Annotated in this window: 20 protein-coding genes; 14 read left to right on the top strand and 6 right to left on the bottom strand. The window is 40.7% G+C overall.

Annotated elements, in window-relative coordinates:
- Positions 1 to 91 precede the first annotated feature (91 nt).
- A complete protein-coding gene (locus NST40_RS11850) occupies positions 92 to 1,114 on the top strand; it encodes an ABC transporter substrate-binding protein (RefSeq protein ID WP_342410708.1) in 1,023 nt (340 codons plus the stop codon).
- A gap of 121 nt (positions 1,115 to 1,235) precedes the next feature.
- A complete protein-coding gene (locus tag NST40_RS11855) occupies positions 1,236 to 2,831 on the top strand; it encodes a helix-turn-helix domain-containing protein (RefSeq protein WP_076277986.1) in 1,596 nt (531 codons plus the stop codon).
- A 1-nt stretch (position 2,832) separates the two neighbouring features.
- Here the strand turns inward: NST40_RS11855 and NST40_RS11860 are convergent, their stop codons facing one another.
- Positions 2,833 to 3,024 carry a DUF6199 family natural product biosynthesis protein gene (locus tag NST40_RS11860; RefSeq protein ID WP_076130567.1) on the bottom strand — a complete coding sequence of 64 codons (192 nt, stop codon included), beginning with the start codon at positions 3,022 to 3,024 and terminating at the stop codon, positions 2,833 to 2,835.
- Between the two features lie 256 nt (positions 3,025 to 3,280).
- Between NST40_RS11860 and NST40_RS11865 the strand changes: the two genes are divergently transcribed.
- Positions 3,281 to 4,177: an SDR family oxidoreductase gene (locus NST40_RS11865; RefSeq protein ID WP_076277985.1), complete on the top strand. Its 897-nt coding sequence runs from the start codon at positions 3,281 to 3,283 to the stop codon at positions 4,175 to 4,177.
- A 259-nt stretch (positions 4,178 to 4,436) separates the two neighbouring features.
- Entirely contained in the window at positions 4,437 to 4,757 is a 321-nt protein-coding gene (locus tag NST40_RS11870) for a hypothetical protein (RefSeq protein ID WP_342410711.1), read from the top strand.
- On the opposite strand, the gene NST40_RS11875 is transcribed toward NST40_RS11870, so the two are convergent.
- A complete protein-coding gene (locus tag NST40_RS11875) occupies positions 4,747 to 5,424 on the bottom strand; it encodes a DUF1796 family putative cysteine peptidase (RefSeq protein ID WP_342410712.1) in 678 nt (225 codons plus the stop codon). The genes NST40_RS11870 and NST40_RS11875 overlap by 11 nt on opposite strands.
- Before the next feature lie 132 nt (positions 5,425 to 5,556).
- A complete protein-coding gene (locus NST40_RS11880; RefSeq protein WP_076136059.1) occupies positions 5,557 to 5,805 on the bottom strand; it encodes a hypothetical protein in 249 nt (82 codons plus the stop codon).
- 118 nt (positions 5,806 to 5,923) lie between these two features.
- On the opposite strand from NST40_RS11880, the gene NST40_RS11885 reads away from it, so the two are divergent.
- Together NST40_RS11885 and NST40_RS11890 are read left to right on the top strand one after the other, a co-directional pair.
- A complete protein-coding gene (locus tag NST40_RS11885) occupies positions 5,924 to 6,565 on the top strand; it encodes a phosphoribulokinase (protein ID WP_342410713.1) in 642 nt (213 codons plus the stop codon).
- 12 nt (positions 6,566 to 6,577) lie between these two features.
- Positions 6,578 to 7,003 carry a GNAT family N-acetyltransferase gene (locus NST40_RS11890; protein ID WP_076219632.1) on the top strand — a complete coding sequence of 142 codons (426 nt, stop codon included), beginning with the start codon at positions 6,578 to 6,580 and terminating at the stop codon, positions 7,001 to 7,003.
- A gap of 118 nt (positions 7,004 to 7,121) precedes the next feature.
- Here NST40_RS11890 and NST40_RS11895 read toward each other — a convergent pair whose 3' ends face one another.
- Positions 7,122 to 9,758, bottom strand: coding sequence for an Ig-like domain-containing protein (locus tag NST40_RS11895; RefSeq protein WP_179087055.1), 2,637 nt, complete (start codon positions 9,756 to 9,758; stop codon positions 7,122 to 7,124).
- Between the two features lie 173 nt (positions 9,759 to 9,931).
- Between NST40_RS11895 and NST40_RS11900 the strand changes: the two genes are divergently transcribed.
- The 4 genes from NST40_RS11900 (at position 9,932) to NST40_RS11915 (ending at position 12,162) form a co-directional block, all read left to right on the top strand.
- Positions 9,932 to 10,723 (top strand): AraC family transcriptional regulator, encoded by a 792-nt coding sequence (locus NST40_RS11900; RefSeq protein WP_342410715.1) that lies wholly within the window; start codon positions 9,932 to 9,934, stop codon positions 10,721 to 10,723.
- A 5-nt stretch (positions 10,724 to 10,728) separates the two neighbouring features.
- On the top strand, positions 10,729 to 11,319 hold the full coding sequence (locus NST40_RS11905; RefSeq protein ID WP_076277995.1) for a DJ-1/PfpI family protein: 591 nt from the start codon (positions 10,729 to 10,731) through the stop codon (positions 11,317 to 11,319).
- 79 nt (positions 11,320 to 11,398) lie between these two features.
- Positions 11,399 to 11,674 carry a hypothetical protein gene (locus NST40_RS11910; RefSeq protein ID WP_076219631.1) on the top strand — a complete coding sequence of 92 codons (276 nt, stop codon included), beginning with the start codon at positions 11,399 to 11,401 and terminating at the stop codon, positions 11,672 to 11,674.
- A 53-nt stretch (positions 11,675 to 11,727) separates the two neighbouring features.
- Positions 11,728 to 12,162: a hypothetical protein gene (locus tag NST40_RS11915; RefSeq protein WP_081387675.1), complete on the top strand. Its 435-nt coding sequence runs from the start codon at positions 11,728 to 11,730 to the stop codon at positions 12,160 to 12,162.
- Positions 12,163 to 12,195: 33 nt separating this feature from the next.
- Here the strand turns inward: NST40_RS11915 and NST40_RS11920 are convergent, their stop codons facing one another.
- Positions 12,196 to 13,155, bottom strand: a complete 960-nt coding sequence (locus NST40_RS11920) for a hypothetical protein (protein WP_081387674.1) — start codon at positions 13,153 to 13,155, stop codon at positions 12,196 to 12,198.
- A 134-nt stretch (positions 13,156 to 13,289) separates the two neighbouring features.
- On the opposite strand from NST40_RS11920, the gene NST40_RS11925 reads away from it, so the two are divergent.
- The 4 genes from NST40_RS11925 (at position 13,290) to NST40_RS11940 (ending at position 14,784) form a co-directional block, all read left to right on the top strand.
- Positions 13,290 to 13,529, top strand: coding sequence for a hypothetical protein (locus NST40_RS11925; RefSeq protein WP_076189823.1), 240 nt, complete (start codon positions 13,290 to 13,292; stop codon positions 13,527 to 13,529).
- 417 nt (positions 13,530 to 13,946) lie between these two features.
- A complete protein-coding gene (locus NST40_RS11930) occupies positions 13,947 to 14,144 on the top strand; it encodes a hypothetical protein (protein ID WP_305953709.1) in 198 nt (65 codons plus the stop codon).
- The gene (locus tag NST40_RS11935; RefSeq protein WP_179087054.1) at positions 14,107 to 14,445 is read left to right on the top strand and encodes a hypothetical protein; all 339 of its coding nucleotides are present in this window, start codon (positions 14,107 to 14,109) and stop codon (positions 14,443 to 14,445) included. The genes NST40_RS11930 and NST40_RS11935 overlap by 38 nt, the downstream gene beginning before the upstream one ends.
- Positions 14,446 to 14,457: 12 nt before the next feature.
- On the top strand, positions 14,458 to 14,784 hold the full coding sequence (locus NST40_RS11940; RefSeq protein WP_076279830.1) for a YolD-like family protein: 327 nt from the start codon (positions 14,458 to 14,460) through the stop codon (positions 14,782 to 14,784).
- Between the two features lie 162 nt (positions 14,785 to 14,946).
- Here the strand turns inward: NST40_RS11940 and NST40_RS11945 are convergent, their stop codons facing one another.
- The gene (locus tag NST40_RS11945; RefSeq protein WP_076189826.1) at positions 14,947 to 15,774 is read right to left on the bottom strand and encodes a hypothetical protein; all 828 of its coding nucleotides are present in this window, start codon (positions 15,772 to 15,774) and stop codon (positions 14,947 to 14,949) included.
- Positions 15,775 to 16,188: the final 414 nt, after the last annotated feature.

A 16,188-nucleotide genomic window follows, 5' to 3' on the forward strand; every position in this document is an offset into this window, starting at 1 on the left:
CATTGAAAGCTATGAAAGTCATGCTACTATTGTGATAAAGGTTATTGAGAATGATAATCAATGACAATAAAGCATAGGAGTGAAGGGATCAATGGCAAGATGGGGTCAGAAGTTTTTATGGGCAGCGGTACTTATAATGGCAATAACTGCGCTGGCAGCATGCGGAGCGAATAACAATACTGCGAAAGAAAACGTTGCTAAGACAGAGAATGCAGAGGAATCTACCTCAGCGAGCACTAGCACACCAACTGAAGGAAATGGAAATGCGGCAGAAGAGGGTGAAACTCGGACGATTGCCGGGGAATTCGGGGATGTTGAAATTCCAGTTAAACCGCAACGGGTAGCCGGAATCTATGTTGAAGATTATTTGAAGGCATTGGGCATTACCCCGGTGGTGCAGTGGTATCATCCAAGCTGGGGTAAACAGGATTATTTAAATCTTGATGTACCAGAATTTGATATTACCGGTAGTATGGAAGTGTTGCTGGAAAAAGACCCTGACTTGATTATTGTGGATGGAGGTGCGGATGCGGCAAAATATGAACAATATTCCAAGATAGCACCAACCTATCGTTTACCTGAGGCGGTGTTGCAAGACTCAAGACAAGTGCTTACGGCTATTGCTGATGCACTCGGTATTCCGGAGAAGGCGGAATCTGTCCTTGCAGAGTATGATCAGAAAGTGGCAGAGGGGAAAGCTAAGCTGCAACAGGCTCTGGGTCAGGAAAAAGTAGCAGTGATCCGGCTTAACGTAGCGGATAAAACCTTTGCTCTATTCGGTGTTAAAAACCGTTTCACCGGTGTGATTTATTCTCAATTTGGCCTGACACCTGTGCCTATGGCGGCAGAAATGACCGAATATCAATCTATTATCTCCGAAGAGCTTATCCCTCAGCTCGAAGCGGATCATATCATTGTGTTCCCTGACAACGGGGGCTGGGATACTGAAGGGAATCAGGAAGCGACTCAAATCCTTGATGGCCCGTTGTGGAAGAGCCTGCCGGCGGTGAAGAACGGGAATGTTTATAGAATGGAACGTTCCCACTGGCAGACTGGTGCCATCACAGCCAATTCGATGAAGCTTGATGACTTGCTGAAAGCTATGGTGAAATAAAACGGCAGCCGTCGTAAGGAACAGCATAAAGAAGGTCTATCAGCATAGTTGATAGACCTTCTTTTTTATTCTAAACTATAGTAAAGTGAATGAAAATGGTTCTCAATTGGAGGGCGCTAGAATGGCAGAAGATTTACAAGACAGCAATAAAAAGAGGCTATTCTATAGCTTGATTAACATAGAAGCCCAATCCTTATCGGTGAACGGACAGACCTTAGTGTTTCAAAATCATACCCTGATCATTGTATCGGAAGGACAGGGATGGTTAGAAGCCGAGGAGAAGCGTTTTCCACTGGAAAAAGGTGTCGGGTTCTTGTTCGAACCGGGGTTAATAAGCAAAATCAATGCCGAGGAGCGAGGACTTAGCTTTTATAGGCTTACTTTTGAAGTCATCGAAACGGGGGGAAGCAGGCAGAGTGGAATGGAAAAGGGGACTAAAGAAGGAATTCTCCGGTCCGGTCCGCTAAGCTGCAGACCATTTTCGCAATGTGCATTACTGCTGGAGGCTATCTATCATAGTCGCAGAAGTACGGAAGAGATTGAATGGTTCGCAGGCCATACCCGCTTTCAAGAGTTACTGCTGCTGATCATGCGGGCAAATTCCTCTGTCATCCAGATGAAAGGAGCCCATGAGGCGGTACAGCGTTCCATCCGCTATATGCAGGAACACTATAATCACGCCATAACCGTCGATCAATTAGCTGAAGTGGCAGGCATTACACGTGCACGCTACACACAGATTTTTAAAGAAGTGACAGGGCGGATTCCCTTAGAGCATTTGAACGGACTTCGTATTGAAAGGGCGCAGCAGCAGTTGCTGCTTACGAATGACCGTATGCATGATATCGCGTTATCCGTAGGGTATAGCAATGAGTATTATTTTAACCGGCGTTTCAAAAGATCTGTGGGCGTTACGCCCGGCCAATACAGAAGCTTCCATCAGGAAGGGCTGCGGGTGTTCGCTCCTTTTCTGGAAGACTATCTGCTGGCTCTGGATATTACACCGGTGGCGCAATATTCTCACGCTCAGTGGGGGAAGCAAGAGTACCTGTCCCTCCTCGATGTGCCTGCGGTGGATATTTCGACTGGCGATTGGCAGGAGCTCTCCCAGTACATGCCCGAACTGATCCTGCTGGATGATGGCTTTCAGCGTTGGCACCTGGATGAGTGCAGCCAAATTGCTCCGTTGTTCAAGCTGCCTTTTCATCAAGAGGATTGGCGGGCCACGTTATTTTCCGCAGCAGCCGTCTTTGGCAGAACGGATCGTGTCCAGGAAGTGATCGGCAATTATGAGCATCGGGCGCAGCAAGCTAGACGAGTGCTAAACCGTTCAGTCCAAGGGCAGACTGTAGCATGCCTAAGAATATCTTCCTACGGAATCAATCTCTATGGATGCGGGCAATTGGGGTATACAGGTAGCGTACTCCATGAGGATTTAGGTTTGCAGCCCCATGAATTGGTTCCGAAGTTGACCCGTGGACAGAAGCGGGTGAGCCTAACAAGAGAAGAGCTTGCGAGCCTCACTGCAGATCATTTGTTCATTACCTTTGATCGACAGGAAGGAGAAGGACGGGAGCTGTTGGATACACCGCTTTGGCGCAATCTGCCCGCTGTTCGTAATCGCTGTGTATATGAGGTGGATTTTATGGCCTGGATGAATTATGGGGTATTGTCACATCAGCGCAAAATTGAAGATGTGTTAAGAGCGTTAGGGTAAGTCAGAAACTAGTCCAGATAAAAAAGAGGATAATAAGTGCCACTATACTGCTGATGCGAGTCATTAATAAATAGGCATCACTGGGTTCTACATCACCTTTCATCATCCAGCCATAGCGCATGTACCATCCCAAATGAGGAAAGAAGATATTAAGCAATGCTAACAGTACAAAGAGGAATATAAAAAAGCCCATGATTTATCACTCCTTTATCTAATGTATACGCCAGACTATACGGAGCGTTCCCTAACTAATAAGTGAGCTTCCATATATTTATTTTTAGGCGGGGGATACCCTAGCCACCTTGACAGGTGGTTGGGGTATTTTTGCGGCACTATTCAAGGCTGTGTTATTGAAGGTGAATGTTTAGAGGCGTGCTTGTTGTGTTTACATAACAAAGAGTTCGGAAAATATAAAAATGTATTTCTAAAAATAAAGGAGGAATTGATCGATGTCTAACCAATATACGATGCAAGATCCTACCACTCAGTACACTAAGGCTGGACCGGAATTTCAGCAGCAACAAGAGGAGCCGGGTCTGCAGAAGAAAATGAATCCAGTACCCGATACAGGAGAAGATACCTATAAAGGAACTGGGCGTCTGACCGGACGTAAAGCGTTAGTTACGGGAGCCGACAGCGGTATAGGCCGTGCTGTTGCTATTGCTTTTGCTCGCGAGGGGGCAGATATTGTTCTATCTTATATGCCCGAGGAAGAGGAAGATGCAAAGCAGGTGGTCAAGCTAGTGCAGGAAGCGGGTCGTACTGCAATCGCCATTCCAGGCGATCTGAAGGATGAGGCATACTGCGAACAACTCGTCGATACTGCGGTTAAAGAGCTAGGTGGAATTGATATTTTAGCCAATATCGCGGGCAAACAGCAATTCGTTCCAGACATCGCTGATCTCACTACGAAGCATTTTGACGACACATTTAAGACGAACGTGTATGCTATGTTCTGGCTGTGCAAAGCTGCGGTGAAGCATATGCAACCGGGCAGCACCATTATTAACACTTCTTCTATTCAAGCTTATAATCCCTCACCGATCCTTTTGGACTACGCGACCACCAAGGCTGCTATTAATACATTCAGTAAGTCTCTCGCTCAGCAAGTAGCTGATAAGGGGATTCGCGTCAATGTAGTAGCACCTGGTCCCGTATGGACACCTCTTCAAGTTGTGGGTGGGCAACCGGAGGAAGTGCTGAAGGAGTTCGGGTCGAGCACACCACTAGGTCGTCCGGGACAGCCTGCGGAGATGGCTCCGGCATATGTATTCCTGGCTAGCCAGGAATCTAGCTATATCAGTGGCGAAACACTGAATGCGAACGGCGGAACTCCAACTCCATAAACCGCTCAGCGGAATGTTGATATTATAAATACAGCGAAGCATCCAAAAGTACCCTGCTAATTTTAGCTGTGGGGTGCTTTTGTTTTTATATATAGAAAGGAGTATTATAGAATTCGAGACTTTTTCTCCCATTATTTTCATGGAAAACGATCTATTACTGATCAAGATTGTCGAATACATAGTTTTCCTGCGATTACCCAAGAAATAATTTGAACGGCTCTGAGTTTTAGGGGAGACCACAGAAAGAATTAGGAGATGTATGATGCGAAAAAAGAAACTAGCATTCCTCACCATTTGCTGTGTCTTATTCATGGTGTGTTTTCAATCGGGATCTGTCCTTGCGGATAAAGGAAACGGAACAGTAGTAGATAGTGGAACCAAGGAAAGGCTGATGGAGAAGTATGATCTTGTAGAGCCTGAACCCGCAAATCCAGCAGCGCATGGGAGTCAATACGATTTTGGAATTAGTAACCCTATTGCTTTATTGGTCAGCATCAGTAGGCTGTATTTGTATCCATATGTTTTTGCAGCAGAGGAAATAATTAATCATATGATCGATCAAAGCGAAATTAGTTATTAGTTACGTGTATGTCTTTCAAAATATAATCCCAGCTATCATAATCGTTCATATCCTCAGGAACTTCTAACACACAAATATCATTAATGTTCCAATTTAATTCTTGTACCGAGGTTGATTCACGAACGGGAATAAGAATAAGAATAATAAATTCGTTCGGTTTTAATAAATTAGACAAAATTGACTGTAGCTCTACAGCCTGTTCATATGAGGCGGACCATCTAATGAATAAAGTTTTTTTACTGTGGATTAACTTGTCCCAAAATCTATTAATTCGTAATTCCAGCTTCGCTTTATACGAAGGATAGGTTATAGACCAGTGTTTACCTTGGTGGATTGGAAAATCATGAACTGAGATAATGTTATATAAAGTATCCTGAATAAAATAGGATTTCACTAGTGCATTTTTATTCCCATTAGGATAGACTGGTAATCCATCCTCCAGAAAAAAATGTGTTTCATCAAGAATTTGCAGATTTATTAATTCCATGAAATTTTGAAATCTATTCTTATAAAGTCTATTTACATCAGCCAATGAATAAGAAACCATCCAGTCGAGCGGCATGGAGAATTTCCTCAAGCTATTTCTTTGCAGATTTATAGCAGGAGCACAAGACATCCCTAAGCTTACTATTAAATCATAGCTTTTTTTCACAGCTTGTAATTTCATGGACTCACCCATTTTCAATCAGATTCAGTTTCTAATAAATTATATACACCATTTTCTAGGGTTGATTGGACTTTAAGTGCAATGAGATACACAGGAAAAAGAGAGCAGCAATGTCACTGCCCCCTAAATCTATTAGTTACGTTGTAACAAAATATATCCACTAATGCTTGAAGTTTTTTTACGAAAGACCACTTTAAAACCAACATCGTTGTCTAATAAGCAAGCCAAAGCGGTGTTAAGCAATCCGTTGGGTCTCAAGCTAGGTCTGCACGGCACGGCATTTCCAATAACACGGGCGGCAATAATCCTACGTGCTGATCCAGCAACCAAAGGATTTCTGCTCCAACTGATCAATACTAAATCTGGCTGACGAGTAGCCATGGAAGATCTACCCCTTTCTATTAAGTTTCTTTATATAAAATGCACCATTGATTTTAATGTGCTAAACCATAGCGGAGTAAGGAATACATAGGATCGAGTAGGGAGAGGGGCGAATAATATGGACAAGGTGTTACATAAGATAGCTAATTTGATTAGCGGTGAGGCTAATAGAATCATCATTGGGATTTCGGGTCATGGTGCATCTGGAAAAACAACGTTTGCTAATAATCTTTTAAAGCTTTTGCAGCAGGATGATGTGAATTATATTAATACAGACCCCTATATTGTTGAATCTAGTCTTAGAAAATACACTTCTATCGACTATGAATATAAGAATGTACATTATCACGATAAAGTGACAGCTTGTCATCCTGCTGCTCATCATATATTTGCTTTAGAGAGAGACATTCATATGTTGAGGGATGGGTTGGATTTTTACACAATTGGCACGGACTATACAAAAAGTATGTTCATATCTTCACAAAAGAAGGTAAATATTGTAGAAGGCATGAGTGTTGCCTTTACTGATCCGAATTTGTATGATCTGAAAATCTACTTATACACGGATGGAGAAACCGAGTTGATGAGAAGGAGTATACGTGATGTTTCTGAAAGAGGAACAGATATTAATTATTTAAGAAAATCCCATGAACAGCGCAGGATGCAATATGAGTTGTTTATGCATTCTTATCATCATAAATTTGATATCGTTTTAAAAAATTCCAATGAAGAGTTTGTTCTTGAAAAGGGAACGTTGTAGAGGGGGAAGAGAATGCTTCCAAATGTTAGGCTAGCAACGATATGTGACGCGGATGTTTTGTCTAGATTAAATCATGAGTTCAATGGTGGAGTAAAACGTCCTGTGCCAGAGATCATCAAGTGTTTGAACAGCAATAATGAAGTGGTGGCCGTGGCTACTTTAAGGGATGAAGTAGTTGGTTTTGGCTGTGCTCAAAGTCTGAAATCATTTTGTTATAATGAAGCATATGGTGAAATTACTGAAATGTATGTAAAAGAGTCAGCTCGTAGAAATGGTGTCGCTACTGCACTAATTTCTTTTCTGGAAAGTCAGCTTTATTCTCGTGGAGTCAAAACAGTTAAGATTTTAACAGGAGAAGATAATCGTGTAGCCATTAAAGCGTATGAATTGAGCGGGTATGTTAAGGATGATGAAGTAATGTTAAAGAAAAAACTTTAAAGCCATAGTGAACAGTGAATCAGGCAATTTATTGTGCTGGTCCAATTGGATAGCAATAAAAGGACGGAAGCCGCTTTACTGGCTTCCGTCTTTTTGGAACTGTGGAGATGAACAGACGCTATTTATTTATCGCTGAGTCACCTATTGGAGTGAATGTATTCTCCACAGTAAGGTTAGAGAACTTAGCATAGTTCAGTTGCTCAATCTTATTGGCGACATCATTGCTGTCAACGGCGAATCCGACATATACCGAACCCTCCATAACAATAGTTCGCTCGCCAATTAGCTTCCAGTCTTTTTCGTCCGTTGATCCGTAAGCATAGAAAACATCTCCCTTACGGCCAAGCTTGAGCCAATACCCTTGCTCCACACCATTAATTTTAAATGGAATATCTGAAACAAGTTGAATGCCAGCTTTTTCAGCAGCAGATACGCTGTCTAAAGTTTCAGTTAATTCATCAAATCCTCCGCCCTTAATATTTCTGCCCGTCAGATAAGATGACCAGCTGGTCTCTTTGGACAACTTCACATAGGAGATACCAAGGGCCGCCGCGGCACTGTCTTTATTCAAGTCATCGCGGATCATTAGCCCGGTGAAGGCATGGTTGTCAACGGCCCCGATTTCTTCGAGCTTCGCGGTAAATTCCATATCTCCGTTCATTTCTTTATACACGAAGTGGAAGTCATCTTTGGCTGCATTGTTTGCTTCTGATCGTTCTGTGCCACCTTCACTTTTTCCAAGCTTTCCGTTGCCTTTAACGGTAAGCACATCATTTGTCATACTTCCGGAACCCTTAATGTTCGGATCACCGATATCTGCTGTAGTCCAACCCTTTCCAGCCAGGGAAGAGGTAGCAGCATTGATGTGGATGTTAGTGGCTGTGGTCTGCGTCTCATTTCCTTGGGTATCGGTCACTCTTGCAGAAATATAGTAGGAAGCATCCGTTAAATTCTTGAGGGTATATGTGTATGTGTTGCCTTTTTTGGCTGCTTCTCCAAGATATTTAGAACCATTATATACAGCAACTTTTTTTATTTTGTTTCCGGATTTAGGGGAAGCATTAATTTTAACTTCGACCTCTTTCCCGGTAACAAATTGTGCATTGTTTTCTGGCGCTAAAAGCTTAGCATCAGGGTTTTCGGCGACGTGTTTCATATCAACCAGGCCGTTAATATAAAGCTCAAGCCAGGTGTAACCATTTTTAGTAACCGTTTTGTATGCATCCTTGCTGCCCCAGATTTTATTTTTCTTTTCCCACTTGTCGTCTATTCCGTTTTTATTAGTGTCAAATTGCTTATCATATTGAGCCTCAATGACGCCAAAGTCTGAAATGTAACCCCCGACTTCATGTTCAGTGTTGATATATCTTCCCGAGTTCTGCTCGACTTCTGCCACAATTCTTGCATCGATAGCATCGCGACGTGGATAGGTAGCTCCCGCTTGTTGCAGAATGCTTTTTAATAGTGATTCATTCGCTAGCTTTACGCCGGACTTAACATAATTATCAAATGCTTTATTGGTAATACCATGGTTAACTCCAGTACTATCCGCGGACAGATATGGTGTGGCTGCAAGGGTCGTCTTTTGTTCACCACTCTGTACGCCAGAAAATTTCACATAATCTGAAGAATCATTCAGTAAGCCTGTGAGCTTACCGTTAATTCTGTTTCCAGTAATATAGAAACCGCCCAGCTTGGTAGCTTCACCGGCATCAATCACTCGGTTAGTTACATTATCTCTTGTACCTGGGCCGGCAATTTCGATATTGTTCATAAAGTTAGTAAAAGTAAAACCTCCGCCATAAGTGCCGTTAAAGCCCCAATTGTAAATTACATTGTTCGAGAACTGAACAACCGCCACATGATCAGCATCTGCAGCACCTGCGTAACCGCCGCCTAGTCTTGGATTTCGCGAGGTATGGTTCGCATACAGATTGTGATGGAATGTTGTTTTGTCTCCGCCTGAAATACCGCCGTAGCCATGTCTTCCTTTGGAATGCCCGGATAGAGTCAGACTTTCGGAAATAATGGACCACTGGATCGTGCCATTTTCGCCTCTATATAAAGATAGAGTTTCATCTGTGTTCCAACTGAAGGAACAATGGTCAATGAGGAAGTAGTTGTTGTCTCTCCCCCAAAGCGCATCCATTGAATCACTGCCATTATACACATTAGTGGCACCCGGACGGAAAGCGGTGTACCGAATAATGATATTCTCTGAATTGCTGATATTGGTATCCCAACCTGCAATGGTAATTCCGTTGCCTGGAGCGGTTTGCCCAGCGATGGTCAGGTTTTTAATATTATTGAGACTTAACGTGCTCTTCAGTTCAATCGTTCCGGAAACATGAAAAACAATGGTACGACCCTCTTTAGGCGTAGATAAAATCCCGTAGCGAAGGGACCCTGCAATCGGTTTGTCTTTTACAGCGTAATCTTCAAGGGTAGTTACGATGTATACATCGCCCCCTCGACCACCGCTTGTATAGGCGCCGCCACCTTCCGCGCCAGGAAAAGCAAGAATAGAGGCACCCGCAAAACTTTTGTCTCCGTCTGCCTGCCCTGAAGCTGCAAGTGTGTGACCTCCTAAAAATGAAAACGCTACCGAAAAACTCAATAAGACACCTATAACCTTACCTGATTTTTTACTCTTCCATTTCATCTTTTTGACGTATAACATGGATACAGTCTTATCGCTGAATGCTGTTCCTGTTATACTTCCTCCTCTCAGTGAAATGATACTGGTCTGCGACAAGCAGCTTACTGGTAATACTTTAAAACTTTTAGGGCGTATTTACCTGCCAAAAAAATCTTTTTTTGTGCCAACTATTGCTCTTTGGTTCTTGCGTAAACGAACAAATTCATATTATGTTCTTAGTATTACAGTAGCTATAGTGCTTGGCATTCCATGACGATAGGGAGAAAAACATGAATATTAAATATCAGCATCGTGACCAGGCGTTTCACTCCTTTATTTCTACCAATAACACTTATCCTCTTCATCTACACAAAAATGTAGAGATAACAATGGTTTTGTCCGGCAAAATCAATATCAACATCAATGGAAAAGAGTATGATTTGTCTGAAGGAGACATAGCGATTATTTTTTCCAATCAACCTCACAGCTACAAAACTCTACAGAAAAGCCAGATCCTGCTGTTCTTTTTTGACGCTACTTTTCCGGGGGATTTTGCAGGGGATTTGCTTAATCATGTTCCGGATAACCCTATAGTTTCGAAACAAAAGGTGCTTCAAGAGCTGTTGGCAACCTTGTATAAACTATATAAAGAACAATGTGACGTTCGTCTGCTCAAGGCTTATACCTCTGTAGTATTAGGGCATGCGCTGCCGTTACTGCTAATGAAAAAAGTAGACTACAAAAAAGAAATGGATCTCGTACCCAAAATCCTAGCATACATCGACATGCATTTTTTAGATCACATAAATCTGGATACGCTTTCAAGAGAGCTTGGCATTAGTAAATTTATCATTTCCCGAATCTTTTCTGAGCAGTTTCACATTTCATTTCGTGATTACATCAATGGCCAACGGGTAGCCTTTGCTCATATGCTGCTGTTATCCACTACCCATCCGGTCACGGATATCGCGTTTGATTCCGGATTCAACAGTTTGCGTTCTTTCTATCGTGTTTTTAAAAATGAATACGGGATCACCCCCAATGAATTTCGCCGAAAAGTATCGAAGGAGTGTGTAGAATGAAAATGATGAAGATGGCTTATATTCTATTTGATGGGATGACTACGTTAGATTTTGTTGGTTTTTACGATGCGGTTACCCGGATGGGAGTTCTAAAAGCTATAGAAAATGTATCGTGGGATTTTTGTTCCAACAAGGAAGAAGTCACGGATGATCGAGGATTGACGATGAAAATAAACCAGGTTTCCCCTGATCTTTCAGCCTATGATTTGATATTTATCCCTGGAGGGTTATCGACTCGACAACTTAGATTCGATACTAATTTTATAACATGGATTCAGACTGCCCGAGAGGTTGAATACAAGGTGTCAGTGTGTACAGGAGCTTTGATTTTGGGAGCTGCCGGTTTCTTAAATCAGAAGAAGGCGACTACCAATCCTTCTGCATATGAACTATTAGCACCTTATTGTTCCGAAGTAGTTAAGGAACGGTTCGTAAGGGATGGAAATGTTTTTACTGGGGGAGGAGTAGCAGCTTCGATTGATCTGGGTTTATATTTCATAGAATCGCTTACTAATGAAAATGTAGTTCAAGAAGTTCAAGAGAAGATGGATTACCCATATTACAAGACAATTAACCCTTCCAAAGGGAAATCATAACTATAATATATGGGAATTAATGATATAATATCCAAAGTGAAATAATTAAGGCGATAAATAGAGGTGTAAGGTAATAGATATGAACTATCGTAAAGTATTCTCACTACTTCCCATGATCATTTTTTTGTTTATTATATGGTACTTTTTGATGGCAGGGACTTCAGCTGTTGTTAATGTAGTGTCAGTAAATAAAAGAGAAATAGTAATACAAAATATGAGCGGTGATCAAAATACAGTCACAATCCCAAAAGGAATATATAAGTTAATAGATGTAAATGAGGAGTACTTTATTTCATATAATAGTAGAATAGGGCAAAAGCCATTCTTAACCTCAATAGAACCAAGTGCGAAATGATGATTTGAAAAATCGGCTGTAAGTATAAAAAGCATAAAGATGGTGGGATTGTTTTGCATGCAGTTAAGCCTATAATGTTATGGTTTATTTCGACGATTTTATTCACCCTGGCAGCCTTTGGATTGGAGCTTTGGGAAGGAACTAAAATAAGTACAACAGAATATTACGGTTTTCAAAACATTGGGTTTGCTTTTATTTTTCTGGTGTTCCTCTTTTCAGTTCTTCTTTACCCGGTTATACTGCTTCCTTTATCATGGGTTATTCGAAAGATAGTTAATCCTTTAGTAAACCGCATAATGATATTCTTATTGAGTGGTATTGCGGGATATGGTTTCTTTTACGAGGTGTACGATGAACGCTTTATACGGGAATACCATTTGAATAGTAGTACAGCTATTATTTTTTTCGGTATTGCTGGTTTCATCTATGCTCTGGTGGATTACTATTTTGAGTCGCAAGCCATTAAAGCCGAACAAAATCCCTGCTAACCGTGGCGGCCGGCAGGGACGTTATTTTTTAATCTAAGTATTAGGTAATTTGTTAACCTCGTCAGTAAAGGCTTCCAAGTACTGGGTGAATAATCCTGTATCTATTTTGGTGGTTGCATCATTTGCAATAGGAGGCGTATCTTGGATTTGTTTGTACATGCGATCCATCTCACCCGTGAGCTTAGCCCAGATGCTTTTAATTGAATCATATTTTGCATCAAGGTTGCTGATATAACTATCGTATTCCATTTTTTGAATCATAGCTTTTCCTAATTGCTCGATTGTAAAATCTATATCTATTGTTTCACCCGTAGAGCCAGTTCCTGAACCTGCATACCAGCTGATATCAACAAATCCATCATTCCAAATATCTGAAACGACAAAATTACTGATTTCTTTAAGCATCGCTTCAGGAAACTGTTCAGTTGTACCTGCATTACCTGAATCTGAAGTATTAATTACAGGTTCCTTGAAGAGTTTTCTCACTTCGTTAAATGCATCCTTATCTTTGTCATTAGACGAATACCCCCAACCAACTTTGTCATCTTTAATAAAAATGATAAGTTCGCTATTGGAGGAAGACTTCTCACCTTGGATAAGCACGAGTTTATCTTTTCCGCCATCTTTGTCCGTATAATCAGCTGTTTCAATTACTGTAGGGTTCTTAAGTTTATTATTCTCGGGTGTCTCAGTAGATTCAGCCATTTGGAAAATGGGTTGTACATCTGGAAGTATATTTTCGGATACGAATTTCTTTTTCGCTTCGATATCTGAACCATTGAGGAAAATCTCCACATAGTTGAGAGCCAGTTTCTCGGAAGCTGTAAGTTTCTTTTTTGGCTCAGGAGTGGGCTCTGAAGGGCTGGCTGTTGCTTCGGACGGTATAACTCCTGTAGACGTTGTATTTTTTTTCTCTGAATTTGTTGTGGAACTACCACATCCTGAAAGGATTACAATAGTTGCCACGATACATAAAAAAGCTTTTTTGTTCAATTTTATATCCCCCTAAATCTGCTAATAATTGCTAATTAATTCTACCAGATATAGGAATAGTAATCTATGAATTATAATTTATGGCGGAACCAATATATTAGATTAGCGTGTTTTATTTGTCGGAGGTGAGCATTTTGCTGAAAGTACTAAGAGTGTGCGGTATTTTATTCAGTGCAGCAACAATCATCCTGGGAATCACATTTTTCCGCGGCCAGGATCAAGTGATAGTGTCTTGGACTATGCTGGGGATGTGCGGAGCTTTAATATTTAATGGAGCGGCATTGTATTTGAAAACGAAAGATAAAATGGCTGTGCTATCCTCGATTGTTGGGATTGTATTGTTAATAGTCTCGCTTACTCAGTTTCCTTTTTGAAAATTAAAACAACCTCGTCAACCTTAATGGGTCGGCGGGGTGTTTTTACGTTTTCTACTTTATACTTATTTCTTTTTCTTCTTTGTGGGTCCGATCTGGCGTCTTACCTTATCGTTCTCATCTACCTCAATAATATAAATCTCCTTCACTGTACCGGAGAGTGTAAACCATTCACGCATAGCTTCAGCCTCAGTCATCGGTCCTAATATTCGTTTCCCCCTATAACATATAAAAAACACTCATACTCCTTAGTTTGTTTGCGGAAATGCAATAAATGCTTATAGAACAAATTATAAACTTGGGCGATGACTTTGTATGTAATAATTCATGCCTGGCGGGATATTTTTACATTGATTAACGAACGTACGTTTGGTTATAATACAAACAAACGTTCTTATCCTTGGAAGGTGAGTAATTATGCAAATAAGTATGGGTCAAACCATTGAAATAGTGTACCAAGATAAATCAGGTAAGATATCTCAACGTAAAATTGATGTGAAAGGGATTCGTGGGGGATATATTCGCGCAACTTGCTTATCAACCGGAGCACCGCGCGTATTTCTGGAGGCTAATATTCTTGCTTGGCAGCCTGTGCAAAAGAAGCGCTATGCTTAGTGACACCGCCCGAAAGCTACTAATGATCATGCGCCACTCTGCCGTGCATCATGCTCATATGCCAACTCTACAGGAGTTAGAGATCAAGAGTGGACGGACACCAGATAAGATCATTAGTGGGCTTAGGGAATTAGTTAACGAAAAATATATAGAATGGACCCCACACACTCCACCCGAGAGCGCCCGAATTATTGAAGGCTGGGAAAGGATTGACCCTAGGTTTAAAAAGAGAAAGTCAGAGCCACAAGAGCTCCAGTGGGGGATAGATGGTAGTAAAACGAATTACTGGACGGATTATTAGGAGGGAAGCTTCATGATGAAAAAATTAGAGAACGTATGGGAGTGTAGCAGAATGATATTGCCCGAACATAAAAACCGGATTATAGATGACAATAATGAGCAGGAACGTCGTGAAAAACCCACTCTAGATCTACAGGAGATAGAGCGCTTTGAAATATTGTTATATCGTTCGATGGAAGAGCACAGCCCGATTACACTCACTCTGTTTGATCCCATGGAGAATATATTAAAACGAGGTATTGTGATGAAACTGGATAAACAACAGGGAATTAAACTCCGCTGGTCGGAGGAGGAGTGGGATTGGTTCAAGATGGAGGATGTTATTGCAATAACTACATAATGCACTTCATAAAAAACAGGTTAGGAGCAATCTCCTAACCCGCGCTGTACTTCTGATATTAATGTTCTGCTCCGTGGAATAAGACCACTGGTGAGGTACTTGGCAGTGCTGGCGCAATGCTGACGATAGTGAGGACCAACAATAAAGAGACGGCAAACTTTTTCATAGAGACTCAACCCTTTCTTTGAAATTTATTATTTTCTCTTCAAAATCTTTAATCTGAGTAGCATCAGCACATGAACGTAATGATTCGAAGTATACTACTGCTTGTTTAAAGATTTTATCAGAGTTTGTGACCTCTGCAGAATCTAATAATTTCATGCTATATTTGATAGCTGTATTATAATCTTGAATTTTTGTTTTATATCTGATCATATTAATAAAAAAAGTTTCTTGGTAGGAATTTATTATAATTTCATCAGCAGCGGTATCCTCAAATTTTGAAATACTATTAGAGAAAAGTTCTAAATGAGATTCAATGTTTAAATTGAAATTAGTAGCTGTCTTTAACAAAGTTATCAGTCCCGGTAGAACTTCTTTAGTGTTGGATAAAAGGAAAGAAACATAACGATCTATGAATTGAATATTTCCGGAAAGCACTTCTACTTCTAAGAGATTTGGCTCTGATATGTACTTATAATAGGCTACCTCATTTAATCCTTCAGCATCTAATCCCTTGAACCAACTCAAATCACTGTAAGCTTTAATGTAAGTTCGAGCTTTATCATAATTTTCGATTTCTTTGTGGGCTAGTCCCAACATAAGTAAGCTGTATCCATAATAATAAATTAAAGGTCGTTGGTGTTTTAGCTCCAGTTCATTATTGTGTGTGTAATTATTATAAATTTGAGTTATTCGGTTGAAAAAGGTATCTGCTAGTTTTAGAAGATTGGGCCAGCTTTCAAAAGAATATATCATTTTAAGAACTTTTACGGCTGGATCAAGATCTAGAAGATTTATATCTAAATCTAAATCGATATTTCCATCCAACGGCCTCACCTGCCTTTATTTTACATAATATACCTGTATTATACAATGTAATCAATAGATGGTCAATTAAGTGCTCCATATAAAAAATAGATGATTAATAGGGACCAATAAAGTAAATCTATCCATTATTGCGTCATGATGTGTGCCTGGGTAAGCTTTGGCCTGATGGCACTGTATTAGCTGAAAGTCCTTACTTCACGATCTCAGATGAGCTTGATTCGACTGTATTGTAATAATCGCGTTTATCAAATACTACCATTTTAAGGATTGTGTTACATATGTTTTATTTCATAAGAGGAGTCGCAACCAGCATGAGCCAAAAAAGCAAAAACCTTGTACTCGTTGCGGATTCGACGATGAATTTATAACAGATTATCTGGAAGGAGGAACAAGGAACAAGGAAGGTTAATGATA

This window comes from Paenibacillus sp. FSL R10-2778, assembly GCF_038593035.1.
Taxonomy (GTDB): domain Bacteria; phylum Bacillota; class Bacilli; order Paenibacillales; family Paenibacillaceae; genus Paenibacillus_AQ; species Paenibacillus_AQ odorifer.

Bases quoted from the DNA above. Each gene is read 5' to 3' on its own strand.
- NST40_RS11905 (WP_076277995.1), top strand. From the start codon at position 10,729: ATGAAGATGGCTTATATTCTATTTGATGGGATGACTACGTTAGATTTT.
- NST40_RS11875 (WP_342410712.1), bottom strand. From the start codon at position 5,424: ATGAAATTACAAGCTGTGAAAAAAAGCTATGATTTAATAGTAAGCTTA.
- NST40_RS11890 (WP_076219632.1), top strand. From the start codon at position 6,578: ATGCTTCCAAATGTTAGGCTAGCAACGATATGTGACGCGGATGTTTTG.
- NST40_RS11880 (WP_076136059.1), bottom strand. From the start codon at position 5,805: ATGGCTACTCGTCAGCCAGATTTAGTATTGATCAGTTGGAGCAGAAAT.
- NST40_RS11885 (WP_342410713.1), top strand. From the start codon at position 5,924: ATGGACAAGGTGTTACATAAGATAGCTAATTTGATTAGCGGTGAGGCT.
- NST40_RS11870 (WP_342410711.1), top strand. From the start codon at position 4,437: ATGATGCGAAAAAAGAAACTAGCATTCCTCACCATTTGCTGTGTCTTA.
- NST40_RS11865 (WP_076277985.1), top strand. From the start codon at position 3,281: ATGTCTAACCAATATACGATGCAAGATCCTACCACTCAGTACACTAAG.
- NST40_RS11850 (WP_342410708.1), top strand. From the start codon at position 92: ATGGCAAGATGGGGTCAGAAGTTTTTATGGGCAGCGGTACTTATAATG.
- NST40_RS11930 (WP_305953709.1), top strand. From the start codon at position 13,947: ATGCAAATAAGTATGGGTCAAACCATTGAAATAGTGTACCAAGATAAA.
- NST40_RS11900 (WP_342410715.1), top strand. From the start codon at position 9,932: ATGAATATTAAATATCAGCATCGTGACCAGGCGTTTCACTCCTTTATT.
- NST40_RS11855 (WP_076277986.1), top strand. From the start codon at position 1,236: ATGGCAGAAGATTTACAAGACAGCAATAAAAAGAGGCTATTCTATAGC.
- NST40_RS11940 (WP_076279830.1), top strand. From the start codon at position 14,458: ATGATGAAAAAATTAGAGAACGTATGGGAGTGTAGCAGAATGATATTG.
- NST40_RS11860 (WP_076130567.1), bottom strand. From the start codon at position 3,024: ATGGGCTTTTTTATATTCCTCTTTGTACTGTTAGCATTGCTTAATATC.
- NST40_RS11910 (WP_076219631.1), top strand. From the start codon at position 11,399: ATGAACTATCGTAAAGTATTCTCACTACTTCCCATGATCATTTTTTTG.